Below are 25,884 nucleotides of genomic sequence, written 5' to 3'. Positions count from 1 at the left end.
TGCCATTCCCATTCCTATAACGGCTGCAAATCCTCGCCCAGCATGCGCACCAACAGGGCCTCGCCGTTCTCGGCCACGCGCAGTTCACCGAACTTGGCGACTTCATAGCGCTTGGCCTGGCCCTCGGGGAAGAAATAGGCGTTGGTGACGATGCGCACCTGGTTGTCGCGCACTCGGTAGCGCAGCGGCACTTCGTCGTCGGCATGCGGCGTGGCGTCGGTCTGGATGCGCACGGGCTGGTACACGCCGCGCGAATCGACCGTCAGCATCACGTAGCCATCGGATGCTTCGCCCATGACGGAATCCTCCGTGTCCGGGCGCTCGCCGCCCAGCCGCAGCCGCGTGACCTCGCGCCCGGCGGCGAAGTTGAGCGCCATGTAGTCGCCCTGCATCAGGGAACGCGGGTCGACCGGCGCCAGTTCCAGGATCACCGGCTTGCCGCTGGCCAGCAGCTTTTCGCGCTGCCAGATACTGCCGTTGGCCACCACCAGCACCAGTGCCAGGCCGCCCAGGATCGCCAGGGTGCGCCAGCGCAGGGCCGGCGAGACCGGCGGCAGCGGCGCGCGGCGCGACGGGTCCTGGGTGCGCATCAAGCGCGGCACCAGCCACACCAGCACCCGCAGCACGAACAGCAGCACGGCGCCGCCGCCCAGCCACAGCGCCTTCTGCAACAGCGGCACGTCGAGCTGGTAGTAATAGACGCCCAGATAGGCCAGCAGGCTCAGCACGCCGAACAAGGTCACGCCCAACTGGTTCAGGCCGAAGCCCAGCAGCAGCCAGGCCAGCGCGAAACCGACCCCGGGGCTGGGCAGCCAGAACAGCGCCAGCAACAGCAGGGCGATGGGCACGCCCCAGGTGACGCCGCCCGTCAGCACATGGCGGCGCGGCCACAGCACCGCCATCGCCGCCGCCGCTGGCAGCAACGCGCCCGCGCATACCAGCACGGCGGTCTGCGCGTGCAGTTGCCACATGGCCGGCAGTTGCAGCACCGACAGTCCGCTGGCCAGCCACACCATGCCCTGCACCGACAGCAGGAAGGCCCAGGCCAGCGGTTGCAGCGCATGGCCGCGCTTGCCGCCCCACCGGTGCGCCAGGGTCAGGATCACCGCCGTGGCCCACGCGCCGGTCACCGCGATCGGCAGCCAGACGAAGGCGGCGCGGGCCATGTCGAAGTCCAGCAGGGCGTCCAGCAGATCGTCGCGCAGCAGCTCAGGCGCCAGGACGCGCCAGATCAGGCCGGCGCCGGCCAGGGCGATCAGGCCGCCGCTCAGGAAGCGCAGGATCACGTCCGGCCCCAGCACGTAGACCGCCGTGGCCATCAGCAGCACGAACAGGCAGGCGCTGGCGAACGAGGTCGAACTGGACATGCCGTAGATGATGAGGATCTGGCCGGCGAAGGCCATGGCCGTGCCGCACTGGCGCCAGAACGGGCCGGCGTCGCTGCGCAGCACCGCCACGCCGGCGGCGCACAGCACCAGGCCGGCCACCAGCGCGCCTTCCTCTGAATTGATCATGCCGGAGAAAGCCACGAACGCCAGCAGCAACAGCGTCGACAGCCAGGCGCTCAGCGCGAGGATGCACTGCACGTACCAGGGCGGCTCGGTGTGCGGCACGGCGGGCGGCGCCAGTTGCGCCACGGGTTCGCCGGCCTCGCCGGGATCGACCGCGTTGCCGGCCGAGGCGGCGGCCGGCTCGGCATCGGCCGGGGCCGCGACGGCCGCCTTCGGCCCCGCGGCCAGTCCGCGCAGCCAGCGCGCGGCCCAGACGGCCTCGGCCATCAGCAGCGCCGCCAGCGGCAGGGCCGCCCAGATGCCGGGTTCCAGCCGCAGCAGCCATTCGCCTACTATCCGCAGCGACACGCAGATGACGCCGGCCACCAGCATCGCCAGGATGACCAGGTCGCGGCGGCCGCGCTGGTAATAGAAACCCAGGCCCAGCGTCACCGCGATCCAGGCCAGGCTGTTGATGGAGCCCAGGCCGCGCGACATGGCGTCGCCGATCACCAGCACCGTCACCATCGGGCCGAACACCAGCGCCGTCACCAGCGGGCTGATCACCAGCGCCGCCAGGACCCGCGGTCCGACCAAGGTGCTGGCGCGCCAGCGGCGCGCCGCCAGTTCCCAGCCCAGCAACAACAGCAGGTTCCAGGCGGCCACGATCAGGCTGGCGACCTGGGGGCCGCCGAAGATCAGCCACCAGGTGAAGGCGCGCTCGCCCAGCCACAGGACCAGAGCGACGTTGGTCACCAGCGCCCACAGCAGCCAGACGGCCTGGCTGGCCGCCACCAATGCCCACGGCAGCAGCAGGACCGCCCACCAGGCGAACAATTCCCAGGTATCGGCGCCAGTCTGGTAAGTTTGGCCTAATAACGCGAGCAGGGCGCCGAGCAGGATGCCGGCCAGGGCCAGCAGCGCGCCGGGAATGCTGCGGCGCACGCCAGGGGTGGCGCGCAGGCGCAAACCGGTCCAGGCGGCCGCCAGCGCGGTCAGGGCCAGCAGGCCCTGCGTGCCGGCGAAACGCTGGATTTTTGTCATGTCCTGCCAGTTCGCCGCGACCCAGCAGATGGCGGCGCTGCCGAGCAGCAGGACCCCCAGCCAGAGGGTGCTGCGCGCCAGGAATTGACGCCATGCGTGAAGTTCCGATCCCACTTGCCGTTCAATGCCGACTTGCATCTCGCGAAACTCCGATCTTATTATCCGCGCTACTACGGCGGGACTGCCGCCACTGGATACACATGAATAAAACGCTGATTATTGCCGAGAAGCCCTCGGTGGCCCTTGATATATCACGCGCCTTGGGAGGCTTTGCGCGCGAGGGCGACTATTTTGAAAGCGAACGTTACGTACTGGCGTCCAGCATCGGGCATTTGCTTAGCTTGGTCGCGCCCAACGATCCGGTCAAGGGGAAATGGAGCTTCACGCACCTGCCCGTAATTCCGCCTGAATTCGAGCTGGGGCCGACCGACAAGAAATCCGCCGAGCGCCTCAAGCTGCTGGTGCGCCTGGCCAAGCGCAAGGACGTCGATGCCATCATCAACGCCTGTGACGCGGGGCGCGAGGGCGAACTGATCTTCCGCTACATCATTCAGTATGCGGGCGTGAAAAAGCCGATCCAGCGCCTGTGGCTGCAATCCATGACCCAGGCCGCCATCCGCGAGGCCTTCGCCAACCTGCGCGACGACAGCCAGCTCAAGCCGCTGGAGGCCGCCGCCCGCTCGCGCGCCGAGGCCGACTGGCTGGTGGGCATCAACGGCACCCGCGCCATGACCGCCTTCAACAGCAAGGACGGCGGCTTCTTCAAGACGCCGGTGGGCCGGGTGCAGACCCCCACGCTGGCCATCGTGGCCGAGCGCGAGGAACGCATCCGCCGCTTCGTGCCGCGCGACTACTGGGAAGTGCGCGCCACGTTCGTGGCCGCCGCCGGCCTGTACGAAGGCCGCTGGATCGACCCGGACTTCAAGAAGGACGAGCGCGACCCCGAGAAGCGCGAATCGCGCCTGTGGTCGCAGGCCGCCGCCCAGAGCGTGGTGGCCGCCTGCCGCGACCAGCCGGGCAGCGTGACCGAGGAATCCAAGCCGTCGACCCAGATGTCGCCGGCCCTGTACGACCTGACCTCGCTGCAGCGCGAGGCCAACGGCCGCTTCGGCTTCTCGGCCAAGACCACCCTGGCCCTGGCCCAGACCCTGTACGAACGCCACAAGGCGCTGACCTATCCGCGTACCGACTCGCGCTACCTGCCCGAGGACTACATCGGCACGGTGCAGGAAACCATGCGCGCGCTGGCCAAGGGCGGCTCGAACGCCGTCGGCGGGCTGTCGCGCCATGCCGAGACCGTGGTCAGCCAGCACTGGGTCAAGCCGAACCGCCGCATCTTCGACAACAAGAAGGTGTCGGACCACTTTGCCATCATCCCGACGCTGCAGATCCCGCATGACCTGAGCGAGGCCGAGGCCAAGCTCTACGACCTGGTGCTCAAGCGCTTCCTGGCCGTGTTCTTCCCGGCCGCCGAATACCGCGTCACCACCCGCATGACCGAGGTGCAGGGGCATCGCTTCCGCACCGACGGCAAGGTGCTGGTCAATCCGGGCTGGCTGGCCGTGTACGGCAAGGAGGCCCAGGGCGAGGACGCCAACCTGGTGCCGGTGGGCGACGGCGAGACCGTCCGCACCGAGGACGTCGAAGCCGTGGGCCTGACCACCAAGCCGCCGGCGCGCTTTAACGAAGGCACGCTGCTGTCGGCCATGGAAGGCGCCGGCAAGCTGGTGGACGACGAGGAACTGCGCGAGGCCATGTCCGAGCGCGGCCTGGGCACGCCGGCCACGCGCGCGGCCATCATCGAAGGCCTGCTCAACGAGGTCTACCTGCGCCGCGAGGGCCGCGACCTGGTGCCGACCGCCAAGGCGCGCCAGCTGATGACGCTGCTGTCGGGCCTGGACGTGTCGGAACTGACCTCGCCCGAGCTGACCGGCGAATGGGAACACAAGCTCAAGCAGATCGAGCAGGGCGCGCTGGACCGCCAGGCCTTCATGCGCGAGATCGCCCAGATGACGCAGGTGATCGTCAAGCGCGCCAAGGAATACGAGCGCGACACGGTGCCCGGCGACTACGCCACGCTGCAGACGCCGTGCCCCAAGTGCGGCGGGGTGGTCAAGGAAAACTACCGCCGCTACGCCTGCACCAACTGCGACTTCTCGATCGGCAAGCATCCGGGCGGCCGCACCTTCGAGCTGCCGGAAGTCGAGGAACTGCTGGCCAAGCGCGAGATCGGTCCGCTGCAGGGCTTCATCAGCAAGATGGGCCGGCCGTTCGCCGCCATCCTGCGCATCAGCGACGAGTACAAGCTGGAATTCGACTTCGGCCAGAACGACGAGGACGACAACGAGGCGGTGGACTTCTCCGGCCACACGCCGGTGGGCACCTGCCCCAAGTGCCAGTCGCGCGTGTTCGAACACGGCATGAGCTACGTCTGCGAGAAGTCGGTGGGCCCTGAAAAGAGCTGCGACTTCCGCTCGGGCAAGGTCATCCTGCAGCAGGAAATCTCGCGCGAGCAGATGGAAAAGCTGCTGACCGACGGCCGCACCGACCTGCTCGACGGCTTCGTGTCCAGCCGCACCAACCGCAAGTTCAAGGCTTTCCTGGTGCGCCAGCCCGACGGCAAGATCGGCTTCGAGTTCGAACCGCGTCCGGAGAAACCCGGCCGCGGCCGCGCCCCGGCCAAGACCGCCGGCGCCGCCACCAAGACGGCGGCGAAGAAGGCGCCGGCCAAGAAGGCCGCGGTGAAGAAGACCGCCACCAAGACCGCCGCCAAGAAAGCCGTGAAGAAGGCCGCGCCCAAGAAGACCGCGGCATAAGCCGCCACGGTCTACACTTGCGTGGCACGACGAGAACGCCCGGGCAACCGGGCGTTTTCCATTGTTGGACGGCAGGCGCCGCTGCGGTATTGTTGACGCCAAACAACCACACCCGATCGAGACCGAGGAAGACATGAGCACGAGCCCCCACTTCACCACCCGCCGCCGCATGCTGGCCGCTACCGGGGCGCTGGCCGGCGTCACCCTGATCGGCGGCCGTGTCGCCTTCGCGCAGCCCAAGCTGGGCCGCGTGGTCTACGGGCAGGGCAGCATCGACCCGTTCTTCGCGGCCGGCTACGTGGCGCTCAAAAAGGGCTATTTCGGCGAAGCGGGGCTGGAGGTCGAATACCTGAATTCGCAGAGCGGCCCGCGCACCAACCAGTTGCTGGCGGCCGGCCAGATCGCCTTCGGCGCCACCGCGGCCACCGCCGCGCCGGCCCTGACGCTGGCCGGCAAGCCGGCCACCCTGGTGTTCGGCTTCGACCGCAAGCTGACCTACGCCAACGTCATCGTGCGGCGCGAGGATTTCGACAGCGGCAAGATCAAGTCGCTCAAGGACCTGGCCGGCAAGCGCGTGGGCGCGACCCAGCCGCAGTCCAGCACCTGGCTGATGGCGCTGTACCTGATGCAGAAGGCCGGCGTGGCCGACAAGGTCGACATCCGCCCCCTGAGCGACCTGGCCACCATGCTGGGCGCGCTCAAGACCGGCTCGGTGGCCGCCAGCATGGCCACCATGTCGATGATGGAGCAGGCCCGGCAGGAAGGCTGGGGCGTGCCGATCTTCGACGCCACCACCGAGGCCTCGTGGAACGAATTCATGGGCGGCGACGTGCCGGGCATCGCCGCGTTGACGCTGCAAGACACCATCGAGAAGCGGCCGGAGACCGTGCAGGCCTTCGTCACCGGCCTGGTGAAGGCACAGGACTTCATCACGGCCCACAGCGCCGCCGAGATCGCCGACGCGATCTACGACGATTACCTGAACGCCTTCCCGCGCGCCGCCATCGAGAAGACGCTGGGCGTGTACAAGGAAACCGTGTTCCTGGAGGACAACCTCATCACCCAGGACGCCTACGACCGCATGACCGCGATCATGGGCGACGGCCGCCAGTTCTCGAACGACGAGATCAAGACGGTGCCCTACGCCAAGTGCGTCGACATGAGCTTCGTGCGCAAAGCGCGAGGGCTGTGATGATCACGCTGGACCGAGTGGGCAAGGCCTACCAGACGCGCCAGGGCGCCACCCACGCGGTGGGCGAGGTCAGCCTGGAGATCGCGGCGGGCGAGTTCGTGTCGATCGTCGGCCCCTCGGGCTGCGGCAAGAGCACGCTGCTGAACATGATCGCCGGCTTCCTGCCGCCCACCACCGGCCGCATCGTGGTGGACGGACGGGGGGTCGACGGCCAGGTGCCGCCGGCGCTGGGCTACATCTTCCAGAAGGACACGCTGCTGCCGTGGTTCAGCGTCAGGAAGAACGTGGCGCTGGGCCTGAAGTTCCAGGGCGTGCCGGCCGCGCGCATCGCCAGCCGGGTGGCCGAGCTGCTGGAGCTGGGCCACCTGACGGCCTTTGCCGACGCCTTTCCGCACCAGCTCTCGGGCGGCATGCGGCGGCGCGTGGCGCTGCTGATGAGCCTGGCGGTGGAGCCGCGCATCCTGTTGCTGGACGAGCCGTTCGGCGCGCTGGACACGCACACCAAGACCCACCTGCACCGCGAGCTGATGGAGATCTGGCGCAAGCTGGGCCAGACCGTGGTGCTGGTCACGCACGACCTGGACGAGGCCATCCTGCTGTCGGATCGCGTGGTGGTGCTGTCGGGCCCGCCCAGCCGCGTGCTGCTGGACGAGCGCATCGCCATCCCGCATCCGCGCGACGTCTTCACCCTGCGCGAGACGCCGCAGTTCGTCACCCACGTGCAAAGCCTCTGGAGCGTGCTGGGCCAGCAGTTCCGCGCCGCCGCCTGATTCCGCCATGACCGCTCCCGAATTGACCGATACCCTGCAGGACCAGCTGCGGCTGGACCGGCGCGCCAGCGCGCGGCGTCGCCTGCGCATCACCTTGTGGCAGGTGCTGATCCTGGCCCTCATCCTCGGCTCCTGGGAAACGCTGACGCGCATCCCGTGGTTCACCCAGAACACGCTGTTCGACCCGTTCTTCATCAGCCAGCCGTCGCGCGTGGCGGTGCGGCTATGGGAATGGCTGCAGCCCGGGCCGCGTTCGGTCTGGCCGCATCTGTGGCTGACGCTGCAGGCCACGCTGGTCGGGCTGGTGGTGGGCGTGGGCAGCGGCTTCCTGGTGGGCATGACGCTCAGCCGCAGCCGCTTCCTGGCGGACGTGTTCAACCCGTTCATCGTGGCCTTCAACTCGATGCCGCGCATCGCCTTCGTGCCGCTCATCACCATGTTCTTCGGGCTGGGGCTGGCGTCCAAAGTGGTGACGTCATGGTTCGTGGTGTTCTTCCTGGTGTTCTTCAACACCTACAAGGGCGGGCGCAGCGTCGAGCGCGAGTTGGTGGACTTCTGCCGCACGCTGGGCGGGTCGCCGCGCCAGATCCTGTGGCGCGTGCGCATCCCGACCGCCGCCGCCTGGACCTTCGCCGCGCTGCCCAACGCCATCAGCTTCGCGCTGATCGGCGTGGTGCTGGCCGAGTTCGTCGGCTCCACCACCGGCATGGGCTACCTGATGATCACCGCGCTGGCTACACTGAACGCCACCGACATGTTCGCGGCGGTCACGCTGCTGTCCATCGTCGGCATCGCGCTGGTGTACTGCGTCACCTGGCTGGAACGGCGGCTGCTGCACTGGGCGCCCGAATTCCGCGAATGAACCGAGCCGCAACCATGACGACTTCCTTGCCCTATCTGCGCAACTTCGACCTGAGCGGCCAGGTCGCGCTGGTGACCGGCTCGGCCCGCGGGCTGGGCTTCTGTATCGCCCGCGCGCTGGCCGGCAGCGGCGCGCGCGTGCTGATCAACGGCCGCAACGAGCAGGCCGCGGAAAGCACCGCCGCCGCGTTGCGCGGCGACGGCCTGGACGCGCACGCGCTGGCCTTCGACGTCAGCGACGATGCCGCCATGTCGCGGGCGTTCGCACGCATCGACACCGAACACGGCCGCCTGGACATCCTGGTGAACAACGTCGGCGCGCGCAACCGCAAGACGCTGGCCGACACCAGCGCCGCCGAGATCCGCGAGCTGATCGACACCGACCTGGTGGCAGGCATCCTGCTGGCCAAGCATGCCGCCGAACGCATGGCGCGCCAGGGCGGCGGCCGCCTGATCGCCATCACCTCCGTGGTGGGCGAGCTGGCGCGTGCTGGCGACGCGGTCTATCCGGCCGCCAAGCAGGGCCTGACCGGCATGGTGCGGGCGCTGGCGGCGGAGTTCGGCGGGCGCGGCATCACCAGCAACGCCATCGCGCCGGGCACCTTTGCCACCGAGACCAATGCCGAGATGGTGGCCGACCCCGCCGTCGGCCCGCGCATCGCGGCGCGCAACCCGACCGGGCGCTGGGGCGAGCCGGAGGAGATCGCCGGCGCGGCGGTGTTCCTGGCGTCGAAGGCGGCGTCGTACGTGAACGGACACGTGCTGGTGGTGGACGGCGGCCTGTCGATCCAGTTCTGACGGCGCGCTGGCCGTGCGGCAAAAACGAAGGGGCCCGCAAAGGGCCCCTTCATCACTCCGGCGGTCCCGGCAGGGATGTCCGCCTGCCCGGCAATCGCCGCCGGCTCAGGTCGTCTCGTCCTGGTACCAGACGCCTTCGGCCAGCATCATCTTGTGGTGGCCATGGCCGGCCGGCATCATGGGAAAGCAGTTCTCCTGCGCCGTCACCGCCACGTCGAGGAAGTAGGGGCCGTCGTGCGCCAGGCATTCGGCCAGCGCCGCGTCCAGTTGCGCCGGGTCCTCGACCCGCGCCGCGCCCCAGCCAAAGGCCCGCGCCAGCGCCACGAAGTCGGGCAGCGAGGCGTTGTAGCTGTGGCTGTAGCGGCCGCCGTGGATCAGTTCCTGCCACTGGCGCACCATGCCCATGTAGCCGTTGTTGCACAGCACGACCTTGACCGGCGCCTGGTGCTGCATGGCGGTGGACAGTTCCTGGATGTTCATCAGCACCGAGGCGTCGCCGCTGACGCACACCACGGTCTTGTCCGGATGCGCGACCTGCGCGCCGATGGCGGCCGGCACGCCGTAGCCCATGGTGCCGGCGCCGCCGGACGTCAGCCAGCGGTACGGCTGGTCGAAGCGCAGGTACTGCGCGGCCCACATCTGGTGCTGGCCGACGTCGGTCGAGACGATGGCGTCGCGCCCGGCCAGCGCCGCGTTCAGGCGCGACATCAGGTGCTGCGGCAGAATGGCATCGGCCGCCGGGGTGTAGCCCAGGCAGTCCTGGGCACGCCAGGCCTGCACCCGCGCCCACCACGGCGCCAGCCGCGCCGGGTCCAGCGGCTCGGTCAGCTCGGCCTGCAGGGCGCGCACCAGCGGCAGGCAGTCGCCCACCAGGGCCACGTCCACCCGCACCACCTTGTTGATGGAAGCGGGGTCGATGTCGATGTGGATCTTCCGCGCATGCGGGCAGAACTCGGACAGCTTGCCGGTGATGCGGTCGTCGAAGCGGGCGCCGATGCAGACCACCAGGTCGGCGTTGTGCATGGCCAGGTTGGCCTCGACGGTGCCGTGCATGCCGAGCATGCCGACGAATTGCGGGTCGGAGGCGGGGAACGCCCCCAGGCCCATCAGCGTCAGGGTGCAGGGCGCGCCGCTGGCGCGCACCAGCTCGGTGAAGGCGGCGCAGGCCTCGGGGCCCGCGTTCACCAGCCCGCCGCCGCCGTAGAAGATGGGGCGCTTGGCCTGGGCGATCAGCGCGGCGGCGCGGCGCACCGCCGACTGCGGCAGCTTGGGCGCCAGCTTGCCCGACTGGCGCCGCGCGCGCAGCGCCGCCAGCTTCTGCTGCGACGGGGTGTAGTCGTCGCCGTCCGCGTCGCGCGGCACGGCCAGCTGCACGTCCTTGGGGAAGTCCAGCAGCACCGGGCCGGGCCGGCCCTGGCACGTCAGTTCGAAGGCGCGGGCGGTGACGGCGGCGACGTCGTCCACCGACCGCACCTGGGTGTTCCACTTGGTCACGGAGCGCGAGATGCCGATGGCGTCGCATTCCTGGAAGGCGTCGGTGCCGATGGCGCTGGTGGCGACCTGGCCGCTGATGCACAGCACCGGGATCGAGTCGCACATGGCGTCCAGCAGGCCCGAGGTGGTGTTGGCCATGCCCGGGCCGGAGGTCACGAACACCACGCCGGTGCGGCCGGTGGTGCGGGCGTAGCCCTCGGCGGCATGCACCGCGGCCTGCTCGTGGCGCACCAGCACGTGGCGCAGGCGCGGCTCGGCATAGAGCGCGTCGTACAGCGGCAGCACGGCGCCGCCGGGATAGCCGAACACGGTGTCCACGCCGTGCGCAATCAGCGTTTCCAGCAGAATCCTGGCCCCATTGGCGGGGGGAGTTTCAGGGGCGGCAAGCGCGGCGGCGACGGAGGGGTGCAGGCGATCGTTCATGCTATCCATCTTATTGGGAATCCGGGAGAATATTTATCTTCTTTTCCACGCATTGCCGGCAAACGCAGTAAATTTATCTTTGGATCGGAGGAATCAAAGAAAATGAACCTGGACAAGTTTGACTTGGCGATTTTGCGCGTGCTGCAAGAGAACGCCCGCGCCAGCCTCAACGACATCGGCGCGGCGGTCGGCCTGTCGTCCACGCCCTGCTGGAACCGGATCAAGCGCATGGAGACGGCCGGCGTGATCCGTGGCTACACGGTCGACATCGACCCGGCCAGCCTGGGGTTCATGGACACGGTCATCGTCCACGTCACGCTGGAAAGCCACAGCGAAGAAACGCTGTATGAATTCGGGCGGGCGCTGGCGCAGATCCCGGAAGTGCTGGAAGCCTTCCTGGTGTCGGGCGACTACGACTACTACATCCGCATCGCCGTGCGCGACACCCGCGACTACGAGCGGCTGCTGCGCGAGCAGTTGTACCGCATCCCCGGCATCCGCCACAGCAAATCCTGCTTCGTATTGCGCCGCCTGAAGGAAACCATGCTGCCGCTGAATGGGCCGACGACCTGAACGGGCGCGGCCGGGCGGCGGAGCCGGCGCGAACGAACCGTGGGCGCGCAGGCGCGCCGGGGCCAGCCAAGGCAAAGCATCCCGCGCCCCGGACACGCGCCAGGCGCGCCACATGCGCGGCGCCGTGGCGATGTCAGCGCAGCACGAAGTCCACCGGCTGCGGCGCCTCGGGCAACGGCCGCACGCCCAGCCCGTCCAGCAGGTCGATCTCGATCACCCGCGCCAGCGCCGACAGCGGCAGGTCGTTTTCCTCCAGGCCGAACGGGTCTTCCAGCTCGTCGCCCAGCGCGTCCAGCCCGAAGAAGGTATAGGCGATGATGGTGACCGCCACCGGCATCAGGTATTCCAGCGTGCCCACCAGCCCGAACGGCAGCAGCAGGCAGAACAGCCAGGCCGTGCGATGCAGCAGCAGCGAATAGGCAAACGGCGTCGGCGTGTACTTGATGCGCTCACAGGCCGCCTGGATTGCCGCGCACTGCGCCACGCGCTGGGTCAGCGCCTGATAGAGGATGTCGGTCAATTCCCCGCGCCGCAGGCAGGCCGCCAGGTCGCGGTTGATCGCCAGCAGCAGCGCGTCCGGCACGTTGCGATTGCCCGCCAGCGTATCCAGTTCCTCCGGCTGCACCCAGGGCCGCACGGCCGCCAGTACATCCTGGTCGCGCAGCCGCGCCGCCAGCGCATAACCGAAGCCGATGCAGCGCCGCACCAGCCTTTCCTGCACCGGATTGGCGGTACTGGCCGCCAGCAGCACCGCGCTCTCGCGTGCCAGGCTGCGCGCCTGCACGATCAGGTCGCCCCATTGCTTGCGCGCTTCCCACCAGCGGTCGTAGCAGACGTTGTTGCGAAACCCCATGAACACCGACAGCGCCAGCCCGAACAGCGAGAATGGCACCGCCGACAGGTGCGTGGGCGAGAACCATTGGCGGTGGTACATCCACACCACCACGCACGACAGCAGCGTAATGACCAGGATGCGGCTGAAGATGCGGGGAATGATCGAACCGCGCAAAACAAAGAACAAACCCAGCGCGGAAGGACGCGGACGGACAATCATGGTGCGGGTAAACAAAGAAACGAGGCGGCGCCCACTATACGCCTGTCATCGTGTCACAAGCGCGCCGATATAATTCTGTTTCGTCTCACCGCCACACTGCCGCCACTCAATGACCTCCGAAGACACCCCCATCAAGCCCTGGTACGTCGTGCGCCGCTCCAAGCTGCATGGCAACGGCGTCTTCGCCGCCCGCAAGATTCCCGCGGGCACCCGCATCATCGAGTACGGCGGCGCCCGCATCAGCGCCAAGGAAGCCGACCGTCGCCACCCCACCAACCCCGACGATCCCTTCCACACCTTCTTCTTCGCCCTCAGCTCCGGCCGCGTCATCGACGGCGGCGACCAGGGCAACGACGCCCGCTGGATCAACCACTCCTGTGAGCCCAACTGCGAGGCCCAGGAAGGCAAGCACGGCAAGCGCGTCTACATCGTCGCGCTGCAGGACATCCCGCGCGGCACGGAACTCTCCTACGACTACGGCCTGGTCCTGGACGGCCGCATCACCAAGGCCCTGAAAGAAGGCTACAAATGCCTCTGCGGCACCCCGCCGTGCCGCGGCACCATGCTGGCGCTGCCCGAAAAGAAGAAGAAAAAGAAAAAGGCCGAAGCGCCAGCGGAACCGGAAACCACGAAGTAAGCAAGCGGCGAGGGCGCCGACAGCGCAGCCACAACGGCCGCGCTCGCCCAACACCCGGCCGCCAGCCACGCCAGCCCGGCATCGCCCCGCCGCAAGACACCCAAACGCCAAAGAAGGCCGCCCGCGCGGCCGCCTTTGGCGACCCCGCAAGCCCCTCCGACCCAGCCCGGCTCTTGGCCAAAACGCCAAGCAAGCCACCCGCCCCACGCCCGTGAAGTGACAACCGGCCGAGCCGGGGGTGGCGGGGCTTGGGGGGAGCGGGGCGTGTAGATGCGCCCGAGGGAATCTGAAGCCCAATAGTCGTCATTCACGACGCCCGTGACGAAGAAACTGTCTTCGTGGCTGCACCTGTGGCAAGGTGGAATGCCGCTCAGGTAAAGACCGACCTTCCAATGGTGCGTGTTTGCCCACGCCCGTACTGAAGCATGGCCCCGGGTGACGTCACCGACATTGGTGAGCACACGCTTAGCGCGTGCATCCCGTTTGAGAGAGTGAGTACAACGACGTACCCATGCCTGGCGGCATTCCGTTAGCGATGATGGAGCAAGCCATGTCACCTCGCAAGTCCGATGCAACCCTAAGCCTGGCCCATCCCGATGCCGCGGGCATCGACATCGGGTCGGCCAGCCACTTCGTCGCCGTGCCTCATGACCGCGACGACCAACCTGTCCGCGAGTTCAAGAGCTTTACGGCCGATTTGTATCGCCTAGCGCAATGGCTCAAGGACTGCGGCGTTACCGCCGTGGCCATGGAGTCCACCGGCGTTTACTGGATCCCGCTTTACGAGCTGCTCGATAGCCAGGGTTTCAACGTTTACCTGGTCAACGCCCGTCACGTGAAGAACGTCTCGGGCCGCAAGTCCGATGTCCTGGACTGCCAGTGGCTGCAACAGCTCATGAGCTATGGCCTGTTGGCCGGCGCCTTCCGTCCCTCTGACGAGATTTGCGTCTTGCGCGAGTTCTCGCGCCAGCGCGAGATGCTGCTTGCCTCGCAGGTGCGCCACGTGCAGCACATGCAGAAGGCACTTGCCCAGATGAACATTCAGCTCACGCAAGTGCTGTCCGACATCGTCGGGGTCACCGGTCAGGCCATCATCCGCGCCATCGTCGGCGGCGAGCGCGACCCGCATGCACTGGCCCGCCTGAAGAAGCGCCAGGTCAAAGCCAGCGAGGACGATATCGCTGCCGCGCTGCAAGGCAACTGGCGTCACGAGCACTTGTTCGCGCTGCGGCAAGCGCTGGCCCTGTACGACACCTATCAACAACTGCTCAACGATTGCGATCAGCACATCCAAGCCGAACTGCACAAACTGCACCGCCATGACGGCGATCCGGGCAAGTCGCAGCGCCGCTGGCCCAAAAAGGCCATGGCCTTCGATCTGCGCACGCATCTATTTGCCATGTGCGGCGTGGACCTGACCCGCATCAACGGCATCGACGAGATGACTGCCTTTACCGTCCTGGCCGAGGTCGGTCCGGACATGAACCGCTTCCCTTCGGCCAAGCACTTCGCTTCGTGGTTAGGCTTGTGCCCGGGCACACGCATCTCCGGAGGCAAGGTTCTGAACGGCGCCACCAAACGCTCACCCAACCGCGCCGCACAGGCCCTGCGTCTGGCGGCAATGGCGCTACGCCACAGCCAGTCCGCTTTGGGCGCCTACTACCGAAGGCTGTGCGCTCGCCTGGACAAGCGGCGCGCCATCACCGCAGCCGCGCACAAACTGGCTCGACTGATTTACACCCTACTGACCAAAGGGTCCGAATACGTGGACCAAGGTGAGCTGTACTACAAAGAACGCCACCGCCAACGCGTCCTGCATCACCTGACAAAACGTGCAGAGACCATGGGCTACAGCTTGGTTCCGTTAACCGCCTCAGGAGAAACCAACGAGGTATCAATGACTTAAGTGGAGTTTCTTGAGAGGAACAGCCGAAGGCTGTGACGAAGATGACGAAGGGGCAGTCCGGAGCGAACGCTCCGGACCGCAATCGTAGCCCCGCTCCCCCCAAGCCCCGCCACCCCCGGCGTCTTAAGAACCCACCCCCACCCCCACCCAAAACCCCACCCGCAATAAGCATATTCAGCGCCCCTCCCAAGACCAGCGTAAAATCCCCGATGTCGTTAACACGACAAACAAGCAGTACGTCTTCAGGGCGGGGCGAAATTCCCCACCGGCGGTATGCCAAGCAACTTGGCGAGCCCGCGAGCGCCCGGCGTCCTTTACGGACACCGGGGTCAGCAGATCTGGTGAGATGCCAGGGCCGACGGTCACAGTCCGGATGAGAGAAGATGTGCCGTCACACGCCCCCTGTCCGCGCCCCATACGCGCGGGCAATCGGTTTGCGTTCGGCTGTCGATTAGCCCTGAAACGTTTTTCGCCCACTTTTTCGCGAGAGCGTTTCAATGTCCAACGTTACCCTTACCCCGCAATCCCCCATCCCCAGCCTGGCCGCCCAGCCCTTCGCCGCGCGCCTGCAACGCGCCCTGCATCACCTGCGCCTGGGCCGTCCCGTCATCCTCATGGATGACTTCGACCGCGAAAACGAAGCCGACCTCATCGTCGCCGCCGACAAGCTGACCGTGCCCGTCATGGCCCAGTTGATCCGCGACGGTAGTGGCATCGTCTGCCTGTGCCTGCCCGGCGAAACCCTCGACCGTCTCGACCTGGCCCCCATGGTCCAGCGCAACCAGAGCCGCTTCGCCACCGCCTTCACCGTCTCGATCGAAGCGCGCGAAGGCGTCAGCACCGGCGTGTCGGCCGTGGATCGCGTCACCACCATCCGCGCCGCCATCTCGCCCACCGCCCAGGCCGAGGACATCGTCAGCCCCGGCCACGTCTTCCCGCTGCGGGCCCAGCCCGGCGGCGTGCTGACCCGCCGCGGCCACACCGAAGGCTCGGTCGACCTGGCCACGCTGGCCGGCCTGCGTCCGGCCGGCGTGCTGTGCGAACTGATGAACGCCGACGGCACCATGATGCGCGGCGCCGCGCTGGAGCGCTATGCCGCCCAGCACGGCCTGGTCGCCCTGACCATCGCCGAACTGGCCGACCACCTGCAGCAACTGCGCGACGGCCAGGCCCAGCCGGTCGATGACGAAGTGCTGGAAATGGCGGCCACGGTCTGAACGAAAAAGGCGCCCGCAATAGCGGGCGCCTCGATCGTCAAACCAGTCTTCGGACGCTTAGGCGGCGGCCACCCGGCCCCGCAGCGCCATCGCCACGAACACCGCGCCCAGCGCGCACGCGCCGCCCAGCGCATAGACCGCCCCATAGCCCCGCATCCCGGCCAACCAGCCGGCCGCGGGACTGGCGATGCCCAGCGCCACGTCCAGGAACGCCACATACGCCCCCATGGCCGCGCCGCGGCTGGCCGGCGGCACGCGCCGCACCGCCTCCACGCCGAACGCCGGGAACGCCAGTGAATAGCCCGCGCCGCTCAACAGCGCGCCGGCAAAGGCCCACGCCGGCGTCGGGCCCATCCAGATCAGCCACTGGCCGGCCGCCTCGATCAACACGCACACCAGCGCCACCCGCGCGCCGCCCAGCTTGTCGGGCAGCCCCGCGAAGAACAGCCGCGCCACGATGAAGCCGACCCCAAACAGGCTGAACATCCACGCCGCGCCGTCCCAGCCGCGCTGCGCGAACAGCAGGCTGATGAAGGCGGTAATGACGCCGAAACCCACGCTGGTCAGCGCCAGCCCCAAACCCGGCAGCATCACCATGCCCAGCACGCGGTAGAACGGCGTGCGCACGCCGCCGGCCGCCGGCACGCCGCGCTGCGGCAGCACCAGCGCCAACGCCAGCACCGGGATGAACACCGTGGCCCAGGCGATGCCTTCGAAACCGGCTGCGCCGTAGAGACGCATGCCGGCGGGCGCGCCCAGCCCGAAGGCGGCGTAGATCGCCACGCCGATCCAGGCCATCACGCGGCCCGCGTTCTGCGGTCCGACGCGGCCCACGCCCCAGCTCAGCGCGCCGGTGACGATCAGGCTTTCGGCGCAGCCCATGAGGGCGCGGCCGGCCATCAACGCGGCCAGCGCCGCGCGCGGTTGCTCCGCCTGCGCGTCGGCCAGCAGGTAGAACAGGCCGGCCACCGACCCCAGCAGAAAGCCGGTGACCACCGCGCGCCTGGCGCCGCGACGATCGGCCAGCGAACCGGACCAGGCGCGCGACAGCAGCGCCGCCGCGAACTGCAGGCCGGCCACGATGCCGACCACCAGCGCGCCCTGCGCCAACACGCCGTCGACGTACAGCGGCAGCACCGGCATGGGCAGGCCGACCATGAAAAAGCCGACGAAGACCGCCAGCGCCAGGGGCAATATCTGCATGAAAACGGGACGCGCGGTCCCGCCGGCCGCGGGCAGCGCCGTGGCCGTCGATGCATTCGACATGAGAGTTCCTTGAAAGGGGGAAGCGGCACCGCATGGCCGGCTCGCCGTAATCGACGATGGCATAATCGGCCGGTGCTCGACGCAATTCAAGTTGCGTATCGAAATTTTATGAGCCGGTGCTCAGGTTTGAAACTCGCTTTCCCCGAACCCAATGACATCCATCCCGCAGCCCCGTAAATCGCCGCGCCAGCAACGTTCGCAACAGACCGTGGACACCATTCTGCAGGCCACAGCTCGCGTTCTGGCCGAGCACGGCTACGCCGGCACCAACACCAACCGGATCGCCGAGACAGCCGGGGTCAGCGTCGGTTCGCTGTACCAGTACTTCCCGAACAAGAACGCACTGATCGCGGCGCTGCACGACCGCCACGACAAGCAGATGCTGGCGCTGATCGACGAGGTGCTGGACGGCAACCCCGCGGCCACGCTGCGCGAGCGGGTCGCGGCCATCGTCGCCGCCTCGCTGCGCGCGCACCTGCTGGAGCCGGCGCTGCACCGCGTGCTGGAACGCGAATTCCCGCTGTTCGACCAGCCGCGCGACCACAGCCGCGCCGACCAGGACATCCACCGCCGCATGCGCCACCTGCTGGAGCTGCATCGCGAAGAGATCGCGCAGCAGGATCGCGAGCTGGCGACCTACGTGGTGTTGCGCATCATGGAGTCGCTGGTACACGCGGTGGCGCTGGAACCGCCAGCCGGGTTCGATCCACGGCAACTGGAAGGGGCGGTGGTGGATGCGGTGATGGGATACCTGGGCACGCCGACCGCCAGCGTCAAGGCCCGGCCCCGCGCCACGGCGCGCAAGCCCGGCCGCGCCGGCGCGGCCTGAGGCCCGGGACGACGGCCAGCGCCGACGGGGCGCCGCTGGCGGCCTAGCCGCGCGCCATGCGGGCCAGACAGTCGGCCGCGTCGCCCACCACGATGCGGGCGCTGCAGGCCAGCATCAGGTTCAGGTTCAAGCCGAAGTCCTCGACCGTGTAGCCCAGCGCATCCACCGCGCGCGCCGCATCGTCGGCGGCCACGCCCACGGCGACCTGCTCGCGCACGCTGCCGGCCTGCGACGTATAGCCCCACACCGGCTTGCCCGACGCGATGGCGTAGCCGACCTCGAAGGCCGTGCCCGAATCGGGCTCGGCGCCACGGAATGGATTGAGATTCGCCATCACCAGGTCGGCGCGCTGGATCATCGCCACGTTGGCCTGGTAGATCCATTGCGCCAGCGCCACGCCGGACAGGCCGGCCGGCGGCGTGTTGTCCAGCGGGTAGAGTCCCTCGAAACCGTGCGCGGCCGCCAGCGCCTTGAGCTGCTCGCCATGCGCCCCCGCGTCGGGCAGGAACACGTCGAAGCCGGCAAGGTAGACGCGGCGCATGGGCTTACTCCGGATCGGCGACTGAAAACGCTTCGCCGGTGGCGAAGAACGAGCCGCCCGCGACGTAGTGCACCGAGCGGCGCGCGTCGTCGTTGAAATGCCAGCGATTGCCGGAGAACACGTCGGGCGCGGCCCAGGCGGCCACCACCTCGCCGATGAACAGGTCGTAGGCCTGCTGGTTATGCGGCTCGGGCACCACCTTGCATTCGAGCCAGCCGAGGCAGCCTTCGATCAGCGGCGCGCCGATCCTGCGGGCGGGGAAGGTGGCCAGGCCGCTGGCCTGGAACTTGTCTTCGTCGCGCCCCGAGTGCGAGCCAACCTGCAAGGTGGCCTGGGCCTGCGCGCGCGACGGGATGCACAGCGCGAATTCGCCGGAGGCCTCGATCAGCGCGCGGGTGTAGGTGTTCTTGTCCACCACCACCAACATCTTGGGCGGGCTGAAATCCAGCGGCATGGCCCAGGCCGCGGCCATGACGTTGCGCTCGGTGCCGTGGGCGCTGGTGACCAGCACGGTGGGGCCGTGGTTCAGCAGCAGGTAGGCGCGTGGCAGGTCGACGGGTTCGATGGCGGACATGATTTACCGGTCTCAGAACATGCCGTTCTTGTTGGCGGGGTTTTCCGGGATTTCCTGGCTGACGTCCCAGTGCTCGACGATCTTGCCGTTCTCGACCCGGAAGATGTCGACCACGGCCTGGCCGCGGTCTTCGGGGGATTCGCGCCACAGGTTGTGGATCATCACCAGGTCGCCCTCGGCAATGACACGCTTGATGTCGACGCTGGCCTGCGGATGCTGCTCGAAGTAATGGGGGAAGAAGTCCACCATCGGCTCGACGCCATCGCGCATGTAGGGGTTGTGCTGGATGTAGTTCTTGCCGACATACAGGCGCACCGCCTCGTCGATGTCGCGGTCCTGGAACATCATGCGGAAAAACGCCATCACGATGTCCTTGTTGGACTGCGGCGCGGCGGCCTGGGCCGGCGCCACACAGCTGGCGGCCAGCAGCAGGCAAAGGGCCAACGATTTGAACTTCATGCTCATACTGACTACTCGGGGGATCGTGACGCCGGCTGGCGGTTTGCCAGTTTACAAACAAAACCGGCCGATTCGACCCTGCCGCCATTGCGGCTTTCGCCTGAAAAATGACGCGGCCCCTTGTGTCCAAGGAGCCGCGTCGGGCGATCCGGAGCGGGCGGGATCAGTAGCCCACGGTAAAGCGGCGGCGCGAGTGCTTGGGGGTCTCGATCTCGTCGGCCAGGGCGATGGCGTAGTCTTCCATCGAGATCCAGCTCTTGCCGCCGGCATCGACCAGCAGGCTGTCGTCGCCGAGGCGGAAGGCGCCTGTGCGTTCGCCCGGCTCGAACAGTGCCGACGGCGACAGGAAGGTCCAGTTCAGCACCTTTTCCTGACGCAACACGTCCAGGAATACTACGCCGGCGCGCGCCTCGGGCTTGTAGGCATCGGGGAATTCCGGCGTGTCGATCAGCATCTTGCCGGGGGCCACTTCCAGGCTGCCGGCACCGCCGACCACCAGCAGGCGCGGCACGCCGGCGTCCTTGACGGCGGCCAGCAGCGGCTTGGCGTCGGCCGACACGAAGCGCGAGGCGCTGACCACGGCGTCATGGCCCTTGAGCAGCGGCGTCAGCGCCTGCGGATCGGTGGCATCGCCCTGTTCGATGGTCAGGCCGGGCTGGGCGTTGACGTCACCCAGGTTACGGGCGATGCCCGTGACCTGGTGGCCGCGCTTGAGCAGCTCGTCCGCCACGCGCGAGCCGACACGGCCCGTGATTCCGATCAATGCGATTTTCATGGTCTTGCTCCTGGAAGGTGGGCCCCGGACGGTGGCCACGACGTGCGGCGCTGTGCGGTCCGGAGCGCAGGCAAACCCATACTATTCGGCCGGATCGGATCCAGGAACCCACGGGCGTGGAAGAGTTTTTTGCAATCCATGCACCAATGGGCCCGGGTCACCGCCATCAGGCCGCCGCGCGCTGCGCCAGGTAGACCTGCAAATGCGCGTAGGCCGTGCGCAGCGTGGTGGCATCCACCCCCAGCGTGCGCGCGCGCCGCACCATGTCGCCGACGATGTGGTCGGCCTCGACCGGCAGACCCTGGCGCAGGTCGCGGAACATCGAGGCGGTCATGGCCTGGGACGGGTCGGTCAGGATCTTGAGCGCATTGGCATCGGCCTCGGGCCGCACCGCGTGGCCGCTGGCGGCGGCAACCGCCTGCGATTCGCGCAGCAGGCCGCGCACGATATCGGCGCCGTCGTCGGTGGCGGCGATCTGGCCGACCGTGCCGCGCATCAGGCAGGTGGCGGCGGCCAGCGTCGTCAGGAATACGTATTTTTCCCAGATGTCCTGGTAGATGTCTTCGCTCAGGCGGCTGACGTATTCGCCGCCGGCCAGGGCCTCGGCCAGCGCCTCGCAGCGGGCGCTGCGGGCCGGGCCGGCGCGCTCACCGAAGACGATGCTGGCGTGCTTGCCCAGATGGATCACCTGGCCTTCGGGGCCGAGCGTGGCGTTGATCTGGCACAGGCCGCCCAGCACGCGGTGCGGCTCGAATTCGCGGTCCAGCACGTCGTACTGCAGCACGCCGTTCATGATGGGCAGCACCGCGGTGTCGGGACCCACGGCGGGGCGGATGGCGTCGATGGCGCTTTGCAGGTCATAGGCCTTGCAGCTGAGCACCACCACGTCGTAGAAGCCCTTCAGCGTGTCGGCGGTGGCCAGTTGCGGTTGCAGCGTGGCGTCGCCGAACGGGCTTTCGATGCGCAGCCCCTGCTCGCGCAGGCGCGCGGCGCGGGCCTCGCGCACCAGGAAGGTCACGTCCGCGCCCGCCTGGGCGGCGCGGCCGCCGAAATAGCCGCCGGTACCGCCGGCGCCCAAGAACAACAATTTCATGCCTGTCTCCCTGGCCCGTCAAAGGCGCGGGCCGATGGAGCCATTATGCGCCCGTGGCGGCGCCGGGCGCGGGCCGCAACCGCGCGGGCGCCCATGGCTCGGACAGACGCCGCCGCGGCACGTCGTCAGGCCGGATGCGCGTGCCGCGCCCAGGCCTCGTAGCCGCCGCGCAGGGCCCAGGTGTTGGGATAGCCGGCGGCGCGCAGGCGCGCGGCCAGCATCGCGGCCGAGACCTCGTTGGGGCAAGCGCAATAGACCACGATGTCGGCCTCCTCGCTGCCCGCTTCCAGGGCCGGCAGCGGCGCGCGCAGGTCGACGGCGATGGCGCCGGGAATGCGGTCTTCCTCGCGCACCGCCTCGGGGCGCACGTCGAACACCAGCGCCTGGCGGCCGTCCTGGCGCCACTGCATCAGCTCGTCCACCGACAGCCGCGGAATCACGCGCAGGTTGCGCTTGAGGATCCAGCGCCGCAGGGCGCGCGCAATGATGTACAGCGCCAGCACCGCGGCCAGCAGGGCCAGGCCCATCGGCCCGTAGGTGCCCAGCACGTCCAGCACGTCGTTGACCACGCTGTGGAACAGCCCGCCCAGCAGCAGCGCCGAACCGGCCCAGATCATGGCACCCACCAGGTCATACGCCAGGAAGCGGCGGTACGACGTGCCGGTCAGGCCGGCCATCACGGTGGACAGGGCGCCGGCGCCGGGCAGGAACTTGCACACCAGCAGGGCGCGCACGCCGATGCGCAGATACAGCCGCTGGGTCTGGCGGATGCAGGAATCCTGCGATAGCGACATCTTGCAGATCACGCCCAGCAGGCGCGAGCCGTAGCGCTGGCCGGCCGCGTACCAGAGCGAGTCGGCCAGCAGACAGGCGACGGTGGCCGCCAGCCACGGCACCAGCCAGCCGGCTGCGCCGGCCAGGGCGCCAGCGGCGATCAGCATGGGATAGGCGGGCACGGGCAGGCCCGCCTGCTCGACCAGCACGTTGGCGAAGACGAGCCAGCCGCCGTACTGCTCGAGCAGCAATTGAATGTCTTGCATGATGGATTCCGGCTTGCCGCGCAAGGACGCGGCGCTATGCAGGGAATTTTAGGCCCGCGGCCGCGCCGATGGCCGCATGGCGATAGGCTTCCAGGGCCTTTCGGGCCCATTTCAGCCGCAACAGGCTGTTCCACGCCGAAAAGTGTCCACGCACCGCGACGGTGCGCACCATCCTGGTGCCACGTTTCCCCGCCGGGGTGCCTATAATTCCGCCCGGCCATCAGGATTCCCCCGACTTGTCGCGGGATTGCCCCATGGCATACAACTTGCTTCGCCAGGACTGGCCGCGAACCCGCCCATTCGGATGGGGCGCGCCGCCCCGGCGCTCCCCCCATCCGATGACCGATCCCACGCCTTCGACCCCGCCCGCCCACGCGTGCCGCACCGCGACGCCCGGACATCGCCGCCATCCCTCCCATTCCCTTTCCATCCCCGCGAAGGAGACTTGCGCATGAAATCCCTTTCCCTCCCGGCCGCCGGCGGCATCGCCCGCCGTGGCCTGCTGAAGCTGGCCGCGGCCGCCGCTGGCGCGCTGCTGCTGTCGGCCGGCGCCCAGGCCCAGGCGCCCGCCAAGACCAAGGTTGCCGCCATCTACACGGTGCCGGTGGAACAGCAATGGGTGTCGCGCATCCACAAGGCGCTGACCGCCGCGCGCGACCGGGGTGAAATCGAATACACGTTCTCGGAAAACGTCACCAACGCCGACTACGAGCGCGTCATGCGCCAGTACGCCGAGCAGGGCAACAAGCTGGTGGTGGGCGAGGCCTTCGCGGTCGAGGCCGCCGCCCGCAAGGTTGCCAAGGACTACCCGCAGACCGCCTTCCTGATGGGTTCCTCGGGCAAGCCGCAGCAGCCCAACTTCTCGGTGTTCGACAACTACATCCAGGAACCGGCCTACCTGACCGGCATGATCGCCGCCGGCATGAGCAAGACCGGCAAGATCGGCCTGGTGGGCGGCTACCCCATCCCCGAAGTGAACCGCCTGATGCAGGCCTTCATCGAGGGCGCCAAGGAAATCAACCCCAAGACCGAATTCACCGTGACCTTCATCGGTTCGTGGTTCGATCCCCCGAAGGCCAAGGAAGCCGCTTTCGCCATGATCGACAAGGGCGCGGACGTGCTGTACGCCGAGCGCTTCGGCGTGTCGGACGCCGCCAAGGAACGCGGCAAGCTGGCCATCGGCAACGTCATCGACACCCAGCCTCAATACCCCGAGACCGTGGTGGCCTCGGCGCTGTGGAGCATGGAGCCGACCATCGACGAGGCGCTCAAGCAGGTCAAGGCCGGCACCTTCAAGGCCGCCGACTTCGGCCAGTACTCGCTGATGAAATACAAGGGTTCGTCGCTGGCGCCGCTGGGCACCTTCGAAAGCAAGATCCCCGCTGACCTGATCGCCAAGGTGCAGGCCAGGCAGAAGGCCATCCTGGACGGCAGCTTCAGCGTGCAGGTCAACGACAAAGAACCCAAGTCGTCGGCACGATGAATCAAGCGCCTCTCGCCCTGCGGCTGGCAGGGATCACCAAACGCTTCGGCAGCCTGACGGCCAATGACGATGTCTCGCTGACGCTGGCGCAAGGCGAAGTGCTGGCCCTGCTGGGCGAGAACGGCGCCGGCAAATCGACCCTGGTGTCGATCCTGTTCGGCCACTACGTGGCCGACGCCGGCAGCATCGAAGTCTTCGGCCAACCCTTGCCGCCGGGCCGGCCCGACGCCGCGCTGGCGGCGGGGGTCGGCATGGTGCACCAGCACTTCACGCTGGCCGACAACCTGACCGTGCTGGACAACATCATGGTCGGCACCGAGTCGCTGTGGAAGCTGGCCTCGGGCCGCGGCCCGGCGCGCCGCCGCCTGGTGGAACTGGGCCAGCGCTTTGGCCTGGGGGTGGATCCGGACGCGCGCGTCGGCAGCCTGTCGGTGGGCGAGAAGCAGCGCGTCGAGATCCTCAAGGCGCTGTACCGCGGCGCCAAGGTGCTGATCCTGGACGAACCCACCGCCGTCCTCACGCCGCAGGAGGTGCAGGACCTGTTCGCCACGCTGCGCGGCTTCGTCGACGAGGGCCTGGCCGTCATCTTCATTTCGCACAAGCTGGACGAGGTCATGGCCGTGTCGCGCCGCGTCGCGGTGCTGCGCCAGGGCAAGCTGGTGGCCGAGCGCGAGACCGCCGCCACCACGCCGGCCGAGCTGGCCGAGCTGATGGTGGGCCGCAAGGTCGCCATGCCGCACGCCGAAGCCATGGCGGCGGCCGGTCAGGCCGCGCCGGTGGTGACGCTGTCGCAGGTCACCGTGCGCGACCCGCGCGGCGGCGCGCCGCGCCTGGACAGCCTGGACCTGGTGGTGCACAAGCATGAAATCGTCGCCATCGCCGGCGTCGCCGGCAACGGCCAGCAGGCGCTGGTGTCGGTGCTGACCGGCCTGCGCCAGCCGGCCGACGGCACCATCCGCCTGGGCCCCGAACACGCCGCCGCGCCCACCACGCCGGCCGGCTGGACCGCCGCGCACGTGGGCCGCATCCCCGAGGACCGCCACGGCGAAGGCATGATCGGCGACAGCCCGCTGTGGGAAAACGCCATCGTCGAAGATCTGAAGGACCCGCGCTTCTCGCGCTTCGGGCTGATCCGCGCCAAGGCCGGCCGCGCCTATGCGGCGGCGCTGGCCAGGCAGTTCGACGTGCGCGCCGCCTCGCTCGACGTGCGCACCCGCAGCCTGTCGGGCGGCAACATGCAGAAGCTGATCCTGGGCCGCACCCTGGCGCGCGAACCGCGCTTCATCGTCGCCGACCAGCCCACCTGGGGTCTGGACATCGGCGCGGTGGCCTACGTGCGCGAGCAGTTGCTGGCCGCGCGCCGGCGCGGCGCCGGCATCCTGCTGGTGTCGGAAGACCTGGAAGAGATCTTCGCGCTGGCCGACCGCATCGCGGTGCTGTGCGGCGGCAAGCTGGTCGCCGACAAGCCGGTCGCGCAATGGACGCCCGCCACCGTCGGGCTGGCCATGACGGGCACGCGCGCCTGACGCCGCGCCCCCTCTACTGAGCA

22 protein-coding genes and 1 riboswitch are annotated in these 25,884 nt (G+C 68.5%); of the genes, 12 read left to right on the top strand and 10 right to left on the bottom strand.

Annotated elements, in window-relative coordinates:
* Window positions 1–14: 14 nt before the first annotated feature.
* On the bottom strand, window positions 15–2,672 hold the full coding sequence (locus tag ACUTAG_RS14900; protein ID WP_024067347.1) for a GDYXXLXY domain-containing protein: 2,658 nt from the start codon (window positions 2,670–2,672) through the stop codon (window positions 15–17).
* A 62-nt stretch (window positions 2,673–2,734) separates the two neighbouring features.
* Between ACUTAG_RS14900 and ACUTAG_RS14895 the strand changes: the two genes are divergently transcribed.
* From ACUTAG_RS14895 to ACUTAG_RS14875, 5 genes are all read left to right on the top strand, one after another.
* Window positions 2,735–5,350 (top strand): DNA topoisomerase III, encoded by a 2,616-nt coding sequence (locus ACUTAG_RS14895; RefSeq protein WP_148317873.1) that lies wholly within the window; start codon window positions 2,735–2,737, stop codon window positions 5,348–5,350.
* 133 nt (window positions 5,351–5,483) lie between these two features.
* Entirely contained in the window at window positions 5,484–6,542 is a 1,059-nt protein-coding gene (locus ACUTAG_RS14890) for an ABC transporter substrate-binding protein (RefSeq protein WP_148317875.1), read from the top strand.
* Window positions 6,542–7,312 (top strand): ABC transporter ATP-binding protein, encoded by a 771-nt coding sequence (locus ACUTAG_RS14885; protein WP_024067344.1) that lies wholly within the window; start codon window positions 6,542–6,544, stop codon window positions 7,310–7,312. Before ACUTAG_RS14890 ends, ACUTAG_RS14885 begins: the two co-directional genes overlap by 1 nt.
* Window positions 7,313–7,319: 7 nt before the next feature.
* The gene (locus tag ACUTAG_RS14880) at window positions 7,320–8,174 is read left to right on the top strand and encodes an ABC transporter permease (protein ID WP_020925718.1); all 855 of its coding nucleotides are present in this window, start codon (window positions 7,320–7,322) and stop codon (window positions 8,172–8,174) included.
* Window positions 8,175–8,188: 14 nt separating this feature from the next.
* Complete coding sequence (locus tag ACUTAG_RS14875; protein WP_083325192.1) at window positions 8,189–8,971, top strand: SDR family oxidoreductase; 783 nt, start codon at window positions 8,189–8,191, stop codon at window positions 8,969–8,971.
* A gap of 105 nt (window positions 8,972–9,076) precedes the next feature.
* Here ACUTAG_RS14875 and ilvB read toward each other — a convergent pair whose 3' ends face one another.
* Window positions 9,077–10,897, bottom strand: a complete 1,821-nt coding sequence (gene ilvB, locus ACUTAG_RS14870) for a biosynthetic-type acetolactate synthase large subunit (protein WP_148317877.1) — start codon at window positions 10,895–10,897, stop codon at window positions 9,077–9,079.
* 93 nt (window positions 10,898–10,990) lie between these two features.
* Here ilvB and ACUTAG_RS14865 point away from each other — a divergent pair, with 93 nt between their 5' ends.
* On the top strand, window positions 10,991–11,461 hold the full coding sequence (locus tag ACUTAG_RS14865) for an Lrp/AsnC family transcriptional regulator (RefSeq protein WP_148317879.1): 471 nt from the start codon (window positions 10,991–10,993) through the stop codon (window positions 11,459–11,461).
* Between the two features lie 133 nt (window positions 11,462–11,594).
* Here the strand turns inward: ACUTAG_RS14865 and ACUTAG_RS14860 are convergent, their stop codons facing one another.
* Window positions 11,595–12,515, bottom strand: coding sequence for a bestrophin family protein (locus ACUTAG_RS14860; protein ID WP_020925721.1), 921 nt, complete (start codon window positions 12,513–12,515; stop codon window positions 11,595–11,597).
* Window positions 12,516–12,624: 109 nt separating this feature from the next.
* On the opposite strand from ACUTAG_RS14860, the gene ACUTAG_RS14855 reads away from it, so the two are divergent.
* From ACUTAG_RS14855 to ribB, 3 genes are all read left to right on the top strand, one after another.
* On the top strand, window positions 12,625–13,152 hold the full coding sequence (locus ACUTAG_RS14855) for an SET domain-containing protein (protein WP_006389476.1): 528 nt from the start codon (window positions 12,625–12,627) through the stop codon (window positions 13,150–13,152).
* A 550-nt stretch (window positions 13,153–13,702) separates the two neighbouring features.
* On the top strand, window positions 13,703–15,058 hold the full coding sequence (locus ACUTAG_RS14850; protein WP_148316867.1) for an IS110 family transposase: 1,356 nt from the start codon (window positions 13,703–13,705) through the stop codon (window positions 15,056–15,058).
* A gap of 234 nt (window positions 15,059–15,292) precedes the next feature.
* Window positions 15,293–15,447, top strand: a riboswitch (FMN riboswitch).
* 108 nt (window positions 15,448–15,555) lie between these two features.
* Entirely contained in the window at window positions 15,556–16,275 is a 720-nt protein-coding gene (gene ribB / locus ACUTAG_RS14845; protein WP_020925723.1) for a 3,4-dihydroxy-2-butanone-4-phosphate synthase, read from the top strand.
* Between the two features lie 57 nt (window positions 16,276–16,332).
* On the opposite strand, the gene ACUTAG_RS14840 is transcribed toward ribB, so the two are convergent.
* The gene (locus ACUTAG_RS14840; RefSeq protein ID WP_006389478.1) at window positions 16,333–17,541 is read right to left on the bottom strand and encodes an MFS transporter; all 1,209 of its coding nucleotides are present in this window, start codon (window positions 17,539–17,541) and stop codon (window positions 16,333–16,335) included.
* Window positions 17,542–17,692: 151 nt separating this feature from the next.
* On the opposite strand from ACUTAG_RS14840, the gene ACUTAG_RS14835 reads away from it, so the two are divergent.
* Window positions 17,693–18,370 carry a TetR/AcrR family transcriptional regulator gene (locus tag ACUTAG_RS14835; RefSeq protein WP_148319423.1) on the top strand — a complete coding sequence of 226 codons (678 nt, stop codon included), beginning with the start codon at window positions 17,693–17,695 and terminating at the stop codon, window positions 18,368–18,370.
* Between the two features lie 43 nt (window positions 18,371–18,413).
* Here the strand turns inward: ACUTAG_RS14835 and ACUTAG_RS14830 are convergent, their stop codons facing one another.
* The 6 genes from ACUTAG_RS14830 to ACUTAG_RS14805 all read right to left on the bottom strand — a co-directional run bounded on the left by ACUTAG_RS14830 (window position 18,414) and on the right by ACUTAG_RS14805 (window position 22,852).
* On the bottom strand, window positions 18,414–18,911 hold the full coding sequence (locus ACUTAG_RS14830; protein WP_148319421.1) for a nucleoside 2-deoxyribosyltransferase: 498 nt from the start codon (window positions 18,909–18,911) through the stop codon (window positions 18,414–18,416).
* Between the two features lie 4 nt (window positions 18,912–18,915).
* Window positions 18,916–19,485 carry a flavin reductase family protein gene (locus ACUTAG_RS14825; protein ID WP_054499257.1) on the bottom strand — a complete coding sequence of 190 codons (570 nt, stop codon included), beginning with the start codon at window positions 19,483–19,485 and terminating at the stop codon, window positions 18,916–18,918.
* A 12-nt stretch (window positions 19,486–19,497) separates the two neighbouring features.
* Window positions 19,498–19,950, bottom strand: a complete 453-nt coding sequence (locus tag ACUTAG_RS14820; RefSeq protein ID WP_020925729.1) for a nuclear transport factor 2 family protein — start codon at window positions 19,948–19,950, stop codon at window positions 19,498–19,500.
* A 157-nt stretch (window positions 19,951–20,107) separates the two neighbouring features.
* Window positions 20,108–20,719 (bottom strand): NAD(P)-dependent oxidoreductase, encoded by a 612-nt coding sequence (locus ACUTAG_RS14815; RefSeq protein ID WP_006389483.1) that lies wholly within the window; start codon window positions 20,717–20,719, stop codon window positions 20,108–20,110.
* Window positions 20,720–20,885: 166 nt separating this feature from the next.
* Entirely contained in the window at window positions 20,886–21,812 is a 927-nt protein-coding gene (panE, locus tag ACUTAG_RS14810) for a 2-dehydropantoate 2-reductase (protein WP_148319419.1), read from the bottom strand.
* Between the two features lie 125 nt (window positions 21,813–21,937).
* Complete coding sequence (locus tag ACUTAG_RS14805; RefSeq protein WP_148319417.1) at window positions 21,938–22,852, bottom strand: rhodanese-like domain-containing protein; 915 nt, start codon at window positions 22,850–22,852, stop codon at window positions 21,938–21,940.
* Window positions 22,853–23,303: 451 nt separating this feature from the next.
* Here ACUTAG_RS14805 and ACUTAG_RS14800 point away from each other — a divergent pair, with 451 nt between their 5' ends.
* Together ACUTAG_RS14800 and ACUTAG_RS14795 are read left to right on the top strand one after the other, a co-directional pair.
* On the top strand, window positions 23,304–24,335 hold the full coding sequence (locus tag ACUTAG_RS14800; RefSeq protein ID WP_024067333.1) for a BMP family protein: 1,032 nt from the start codon (window positions 23,304–23,306) through the stop codon (window positions 24,333–24,335).
* Window positions 24,332–25,861, top strand: coding sequence for an ABC transporter ATP-binding protein (locus tag ACUTAG_RS14795; RefSeq protein WP_024067332.1), 1,530 nt, complete (start codon window positions 24,332–24,334; stop codon window positions 25,859–25,861). Before ACUTAG_RS14800 ends, ACUTAG_RS14795 begins: the two co-directional genes overlap by 4 nt.
* Window positions 25,862–25,884: the final 23 nt, after the last annotated feature.

This window comes from Achromobacter sp. CSND-B12 (assembly GCF_052906545.1).
Note: the sequence above shows the minus strand (reverse complement) of the source record. Positions and strands in the feature narration are given on the sequence as shown.